The organism is Pseudofrankia coriaricola, from assembly GCF_001854805.1.
Taxonomy (GTDB): Bacteria; Actinomycetota; Actinomycetes; order Frankiales; family Frankiaceae; genus Pseudofrankia.
Window position 1 is genome coordinate 1 of sequence record NZ_MBLO01000068.1, and the last position, 7,741, is coordinate 7,741.

Sequence of the window (7,741 nt, forward strand, 5' to 3'; positions counted from 1 at the left end):
GCGTTCGCGCTGCAGACCGGACTCGCGATCACCGTCTGCCACTTCCCGCCCGGAACCTCGAAATGGAACAAAATCGAGCACCGACTGTTCTCGCACATCACGATGAACTGGCGCGGCAGGCCGCTGACCAGCCACGAAGTCATCGTCAACACCATCGCCGCGACCACCACCCGCACCGGGCTGACCGTGACCGCCACCCTCGATGCCGGCACATACCCCGACGGAATCAAAATCAGCGACGAGCGGATGGCCTCGCTGCCGATCGACCGCCACGACTGGCACGGCGACTGGAACTACACCCTGCGCCCCGAACCACCCGCTCCACCACCCCCACCACCACCGCCGTCACGCGAGCCCGCGCACCCCGAGTGGGCGCACCCCGCGCTGACCGGCCTCGACACGGCCACCTGGGACCAGCTGATCTCCACCCTGGGCACACCCCACCGCGTCCAACGCGAGGCCGCCCTCCTCATCGCCCGCGGCGGCCTCCCGACCCGCAAACCCGGCGCCGGCCACCCACCCGCGCTCACCCTCGCCGAACAGGTCCTGATCACCGTGCTCCGCCGCCGCTTCGGCACACCCCAGCCGGCGCTCGCCGAACTCTTCGGCGTCTCGACCGGCACCATAGCCACCGCCACACGCCGGACCCAGACCCTGCTCGACCAGTACGGCCCCCCGATCCCGCCAGCCCCGACACCACTCAGGACCCTCACCGAACTGACCACCCACGCCGCCGCCCACGGGATCGACCTCACACCAAAGATCAAACCAGCGCGTTAATAATCTGCGGGCCCTCAGGTGGGCGTGATCTTGTGCTTGGGGAGGGAACGCGCTCGAGACTGCTGGCGAGGGCAGTGTCTCTGTTCCTGCCTGGTGGAGCGTGATCCGCTCGTCGCCGTGATGCGCAGAGACGTAGATGTCACGGCTGCAGGTGACATGATGATCATGTCGGGTCAGTCTTCGCCTGTTGGCGCGGTCAGCCTGGGGCGCCTGGTCATCGCTGCGCCCCGGTCGCCGTAGCCAGGAGCGACAGGTCGAAAACCTCGCGTAGACCGATCATGTATGAATGGGTGAATCCCCCTCCGCCTTGATCCCCCATAGCCGGGGCCCCGCGAGCTCAACGTTGTAGGCGAGTAGCCGTCGCTGTCGCGCTGGCGTCGCCACTCCTGAGCCTTGCGGCAGGCCAGGCGGGCCGGGACGAATCTCTGTGGTGCCACGTCTCGGTCTGTGGACAGGATGTGGCTACGCAGGAGGGCGTAGCCAGGCTGTGCCACATCGACGCAGGTCAGGGCATATATTGATCTATAGGTGTCAAGGTCTTTCAAATCTTCGAAGGTACCAACCAGGTCCAGCGCCTGGTGATCAGTCGCCACCTGGCAAAGGCCTGATCAGCGCCTGTTTTCGCAGGTCAGCGGTACTGCGCGGCACGCCGTGGCCGCTCGGGCGTGATCGTGTTGCGGTCCGGTCCTGGCCCGCTGCGTCCGGCCGTGTCCGGCTGCCCGTGGCAAATACGTGGCAATGATCATGGTCCTGTGGGTGCTCGTCAGAGTCCGAAGCCCGAGTTCCGCAGTTGGTGGTCACACGAATGCGATGATCATGGTGTTGGCCTGGGGAAATGCGTGTCGGGCCGGGAGAGGGCGTGTGTCCACGCCCCGGCCGGCCCTGAAGAAGGCTGTCGCGGGGTGATCAGCTGGGGTCGAAGGCGGTGACCCGGGCGGGTGGTGGGACGGAAACGCCCTGGTAGATGGCCTTCTGGGCGGGGCTGAGGGTGGTCGTCTGGGCCACGGTGCCGGCGGGTCCGGTGAGGGTGATCTGCATGATCCGGCCGGTCTGGCGGCGGATCGTGCGCCAGGTTTCGCCGGATCGGCGTTCGGCGATCCGGATCAGCAGGAGCGCGAGCCAGCAGAGCAGGACGTGGGCGCGGATGCGGTGCTCCGCGTCGATCGCCTGCTGCAAAAGCTGGTCGCGGACCTCCGCCGGCAGCGACGCATGCACCACCACCTCGTCCTGCCCGTCCGCGCCGCGGACGCTGACCTTGGCGTCCGGCTCCGCGGCGAAGATCCGGTCGGCCGGCTTGGTCACGAAGGGAACCAGCAGGCTGAACACGCCGGAGACGATCGCGACCGCCAGCGCCGGGTCGGGCCCACGATGCGGGGAGTCACCAGCGGCCGAGACCGACAGCTCCGGAAACGGCGCACGGCTCGCGTCGACGAGCCGGCGCAGCTCGGCGGACGGCAACCAGTCCGACTCAATCGTCAGCGCATCGTCGTTCGCCATCTCCATGTACTCCTTCGCTCACGCAGCCAAACCGCAGCGTCCCAGACACTCGAGCAGCCCGCTCTTCACCAAGAGATACCAGGGACACAGTGTGACGGCAGCGAGCAGGCACCCCGCCCCCCCACATCGGCCGGCCCAGGCATATCCAGGCCTGTGAGGTCCCGCTACCGCGCTGCTGGTCAGTCGGATTCGGATCTGTCGCCATGCTGGTCATCTGGTGCCTCCTCTACCTGCGCGTATGCACAGAGTGCGACAATGGAGTTACACCGTTGTTACACGCCGAGCGGACGCCGCAGGCGTCAAGCGCCCACCGAGCCGTGCCCGACAAGCCCGTTTCCGTCGTCATGATCGGGGACAGAATGTAACTGGCAGTGCGCGTCTCGTCTGGGGGTTGTGGATGGGGTCTGAGCGGGCGACGCCGAGTCGGGATCCGCCGGCGGTGGTGGTGCGAACGGAGTTGCTCCATGAGACGGAGCAGACCCGGGTGTCGCGGCTGGTGTTCCCGGCTGGGAGCGTGATCCGGAAGGAACCCCTGGGGCCTGACGCGCAGCGGCGGTTGCGCCATGACCTTGAGATTTTGGAGCGGTTGTCGGGGGTCGAGGGGGTTGTGCAGCTGGCGGTCGACGTCCCGCGGTGCCCGGGGTCGGTTCTGCTGGCCGATGTCGGTGGCACGGCTCTGTCCGAGCGGGCCACCCCGCTGGATCCGGCCGATTTGGTCGATCTGGCCGGGTCGCTCGCGCGCGCTGTGGCGGGGATGCATCAGCGGGGTGTGATGCACCGGGATATCAGCCCGGCGAACATCGTGCTGGGTGGGGACGGGGACGCGCCGTATCTGATCGACTTCGCGTTGGCGACGACCTTCAGGGAGGTCCATCCGGGGTTCATCCATCACAGTGAGGTTGTCGGGACGATTCCGTATCTGGCGCCGGAGCAGACGGGCCGGACTGGTCGCCCGGTTGATCAGCGGGCCGATCTGTACGCGGTGGGGGCGACCCTGTATGAGATGGCGACCGGCGCGCCTCCGTTCGGTGTCGGCGACCCGATGCGGATCATTCACGGTCATCTCGCGCGGGTGCCGACGCCGCCGTCGGCGGTGAATCCGTCCGTGCCGGCCGGACTTTCGAGGATCATCATGCATCTCCTCGAGAAGGAGCCGGATGACCGTTACCAGAGCGCCGACGGGCTGGTTCACGATCTCACTGTGGTGCGCGGTGGCGGCGCGCTGGTGCGTCTCGGTGAGCACGATCTTCCCGCCCGGCGGCTGACGCCGTCGCGGCTGGTCGGGCGTGATCAGGAGATCGGTGAGTTGGGTGCGGCGTTTGTCGATGCGATGGCGGGTCGTTGTCGTGGGATCCTCGTCGGTGGCGTGCCGGGGGTGGGTAAGACGTCCCTGGTCAACGAGTTGCGGCCGGTCGTGGCTGGTAGCGACGGCTGGTTTGTGGCCGGCAAGTTCGACCAGTATCGCCGTAATCAGGACTATGACGGTGTCTGGCAGGCGTTTCGGGCGTTGGGTCGGCTGCTGCTGGCCGAGCCCGAGGACTATCTGGCTGAGGTGCGGGACCGGATCCTGCGGATGTTGGGACCCAACGCCGGCCTTGCCACCGCCACCTTGCCGGAGTTTGCGGCGCTGCTGAAGGTTCCGCCCCAGCTGGGGGATCCGATGACCGCGCAGGTGCGAGTGCGGCGGGTCGGACTCGGGATACTGCGCGCGGTCGCCTCCCGGAAACGGCCGGTGGTGCTGTTCATCGATGATCTGCAGTGGGCGGGGCGGACTCCGTTGGGCGTCGTCGATCTGATCCTTGGCGAGGAGGAGCCGGTCGAGGGGTTGTTGCTGGTCGCCGCCTACCGGGACAGCGAGGTGGACGCGACGCATCCGATGGCGCCGATGCTGGCCCGCTGGCGTCGTCAGCCGGGCGGGCCGTATCAGCTGCGGTTGGGCAACCTACCGCAGGCCGGGCAGGCGGCGATGGTGGCCGACCTGCTGCGCCTGGCTGCGCGACCGGCCGCGGAGCTGGCGGGGGTGATCGCACCATCGACCGGAGGTAATCCGTACGACACGGTGGAGTTGCTCAACACGCTGCGACGCGACGGCGCGCTGGTCCCCGAAGCCGGCGGTGCGCGGTGGGACGAAGCCGCGCTGCGCCGCGAGCTCGACCGCGTGGATGTGACCGAGCTGTTGGCCGCCCGGGTGGCCCCGTTGCCGCCGGTCACCAGAGGGGTGCTGGCGGCGATGGCGTGTATGGCGGGCCGGGTGGAACTTGACCTTTTGGCGGCCGCGACCGATCTGTCGGCGGACGAGGTCGAGCGGCGGCTGGCCCCCGCGTTGACCGACGGGTTGCTGGTGTTGGAGTCCGACGGCCCGCCGAGCGTGCGGTTTCACCACGACCGGGCTCAGGAATCGGTCCTGAAAGGCCTGAGCTCGCATGCGCGGCGCGCTACGCGGTTGTGCCTGGCTCGGCACCTGGCCGACCGGCCGGAGTTCTTCGCCGTGGCGGCGGAGCAGTACCTGCTCGTGGCCGACGTCGTGCACGCGGCCGAGGAACGCCAGCTGATGGCGGGGCTTTTCCGGCGCGCCGCCGACGAAGCGCAGCTGCTGAGCAACTACCCGCTGGTCGAGAGGTTCCTGGCCGCGGCGGTGACGCTCGTCGATCCGGCCGACACCGACCAGGTGATCACGGTCCGGACCGGCCGTCACGCCGCCTTGTACAGCCTCGGGCGGCTTGAGGAGGCGGACGAAGAATACCGGACGATCGCCCGGCTGTGTAGCGATCCGGCCCGACGCGCGGCCGCGACCGTGGTGCAGGTCAGTAACCTTACCAACCAGGGCCGCCTTGGCGAGGCGATGCGGCTCGGCCTCGAACAGCTGCGGCAACTCGGCCTCGCCTCCCCGGACCGCGACCACCTGGATGCGGAGATCGACCGCAAACTCGACGCGCTCTACCTGTGGATCGACCAGACCAGCGAAGCCGACGATCTGCGACGACCGGAAATCACCGACCGTTCGCGCCTGGGCGCCATCAAGCTCGTCAACCGGCTCCTGCCCCCGGCGTTCTTCTCCGATCAGCCGATGATGGAGTGGCTGATCGTCCAGGCGCTGGAGATGTGGGCAGGAGATGGCCCGGATCCCCGCCTGGTCGGCCCGACCAGCGACGCCGCGCTTGTGACCATCGCCCGCCGGAACGACTACCGCACCGGGTACCGAATGGTGCGGCGGATCCTCGCGGTCTCTCAGGAGCGCGGCTATGAGCCTGAGGTGTGGCACGCGTGGTTGATATACGTGCTCAGTGCCGGTCACTGGTTCGACCCGCTCGAGGACAACCTGTCCGTGGCGCGGCGCGCGCTGGAAGGCCTCATCCAGGGCGGTGACCTGCAGAACGCCTGCTGGACCCACCGTCCGCTGCTCGATGGCCTCCTGGACTGCGCGCCCTCGCTCGACGCCTTTGCCGCTGAGGCCGACGAAGCGCTGGCATTCGCCGCCCGCACCGGCAATGGCCTCGCCGAGGAGATGTTCAGAGCGTACCGCCAGCTGGCCAGCGCGCTGCGAGAAACGGACGTCGGCTCCGCGGCCGACGATTCGGCGGCTGACGATGCGGCCTGGCTGGGCCGGCTGGCCGCGAATCCGATTGCCGCCGCCGACCTGCATCTCACCCGGGCGCTCGCCGCGGCCATCCTTGATCGTCCGGCCGAGCTGACCCGGCATACGGCGGCCGTGGTGCCGTTGCTGCCATTCGTCCGAGCGGCGCATCCGGCGGCATTGGCACACCTGCTGCGCGCCCTGGGGTTGGCCGGGCAGGCCCGCGCGGCGGACGCAGGTGAGCGCGGCGCGATACTGGCCGAGTTGGACAAGTCGATCGCATGGCTGGCCGCTCGTGCGGCCGACGCGCCGGTCAACTTTTTGCACCTGCTGCGTCTGGTGGAAGCGGAACGGGCCTGGGCCGCCGATGACTTCCGCGAGGCCTCGTACACGTTTGACAGGGCGCTGCGAGAGGTCTCCGGGAAGGGACGCCCGTGGCACCAGGCACTGATCATGGAACGTGCCGCACGGTTCTGCCTGGACCACGGCATGGAAGGAGCCGGGCACGCATTGCTCGTTGCGGCTCGCAGCCGGTACCTGGCCTGGGGAGCGACCGCGAAGGTCAGCCAGCTCGACTGGGCCCACCCGACGCAACGCGTCGAGCCAGCTGGCGTGGAGCCGGTCACACAGCCACCGGCCGAGCCTGCCCGCCGCTCCACCGTCACCACCGGCACCATCGACCTGCTCGGTATCGTCGCCGCTTCCCAGGCGCTCAGCTCCGAGACCAGCATCGACGGCCTCCGGAGCAGGGTCGTGGGAATCCTGTCGGCGATGACCGGCGCCACCGGCGTCCACCTGCTACTGCGTGACCAGCAGGAACACAACTGGATGGTGCCCGCGTCCGACGGCGGCGCCGTCTCCCTCCAGGAGCCCAACCAGCAGCACCTGGCGCCGTCCTCCGTCGTCTGGTACACCGAACGCACCCGCGAACCCGTCGTTGTCGCCGACGCCACCCGCGACGACCGATTCCGACGCGACCCGTACTTCACCGGCCTCAACCACTGCTCAGTACTGGCCGTCCCCATTATCATCCGGGGCGAGCTGCGGGCAGCGCTCCTGCTGGAGAACCGGATGATCCGCGGTGCATTCTCCACCGAACGCCTCGAAGGGATCCGGCTCATCGCCGGGCAACTGGCGGTCTCGCTCGACAACGCCTTGATATACGCGTCGCTGGAACGCAAGGTCGCCGAACGAACCCAGCAACTCGCCGCCGCCAACCAGCGACTAGAACAGCTCTCGGCTACCGATCCTCTGACCGGGCTCGCTAACCGACGACGCTTCGAAGACGCCCTCGACACCGCATGGCACCGCGCCCGACAGCGGGCAATGCCTATCGCGATGGCCATGTGCGACATCGACCACTTCAAGCTCTACAACGACCACTTCGGACACACCGCCGGCGACCGATGCCTTCAACAAGTCGCCGCCTGCCTGGCCGAGAACATCCGCGTCCCCCTCCTGGCGGCACGCTACGGCGGTGAGGAGTTCGCCATCGTCATGCCGGGCACCGACTCCGACACCGCCGCCCAGGTGGCCCAACGTCTCTGCACCGCTGTCGTCGAGCTGGCAGAACCACATCCGATGGTCACCAACCACATCGTCACCCTGAGCATTGGCGTCGCCGCGATCACCCCCAACCCCGATGACAAACCGGAAACGCTCGTCGACCTCGCAGACGTCGAGCTCTACCGAGCCAAGCGCTTCGGACGCAACAGGGTACAAGTCGCGCGCACCGTATCGATATAAACACGGGACATCCCAGGGTGGACGGCACGGACGAACTGTCAAGTACCGAGTTCTTTTGGAGAGCTGGCTGTCACGCACCGACGGGTTTCCGGGCGACCTCGATCTTGTCGTGGCCTGCCGCGTAAGCGGCCTCGTACCCGGCCG

At 68.2% G+C, this 7,741-nt stretch carries 3 protein-coding genes; 2 read left to right on the forward strand and 1 reads right to left on the reverse strand.

Annotated features, from left to right (window positions below; all coding sequences use genetic code 11):
• A partial coding sequence (locus BCD48_RS55550; protein ID WP_491677132.1) for an ISAzo13-like element transposase-related protein occupies positions 1 to 780 on the forward strand: 780 nt, incomplete at its 5' end.
• Positions 781 to 1,686: 906 nt separating this feature from the next.
• Here the strand turns inward: BCD48_RS55550 and BCD48_RS12270 are convergent.
• Entirely contained in the window at positions 1,687 to 2,277 is a 591-nt protein-coding gene (locus tag BCD48_RS12270; protein WP_131803937.1) for a hypothetical protein, read from the reverse strand.
• Positions 2,278 to 2,674: 397 nt separating this feature from the next.
• Here BCD48_RS12270 and BCD48_RS12275 point away from each other — a divergent pair, with 397 nt between their 5' ends.
• Positions 2,675 to 7,597, forward strand: a complete 4,923-nt coding sequence (locus BCD48_RS12275; RefSeq protein WP_071048488.1) for a diguanylate cyclase — start codon at positions 2,675 to 2,677, stop codon at positions 7,595 to 7,597.
• The last annotated feature ends 144 nt before the right edge of the window (positions 7,598 to 7,741 follow it).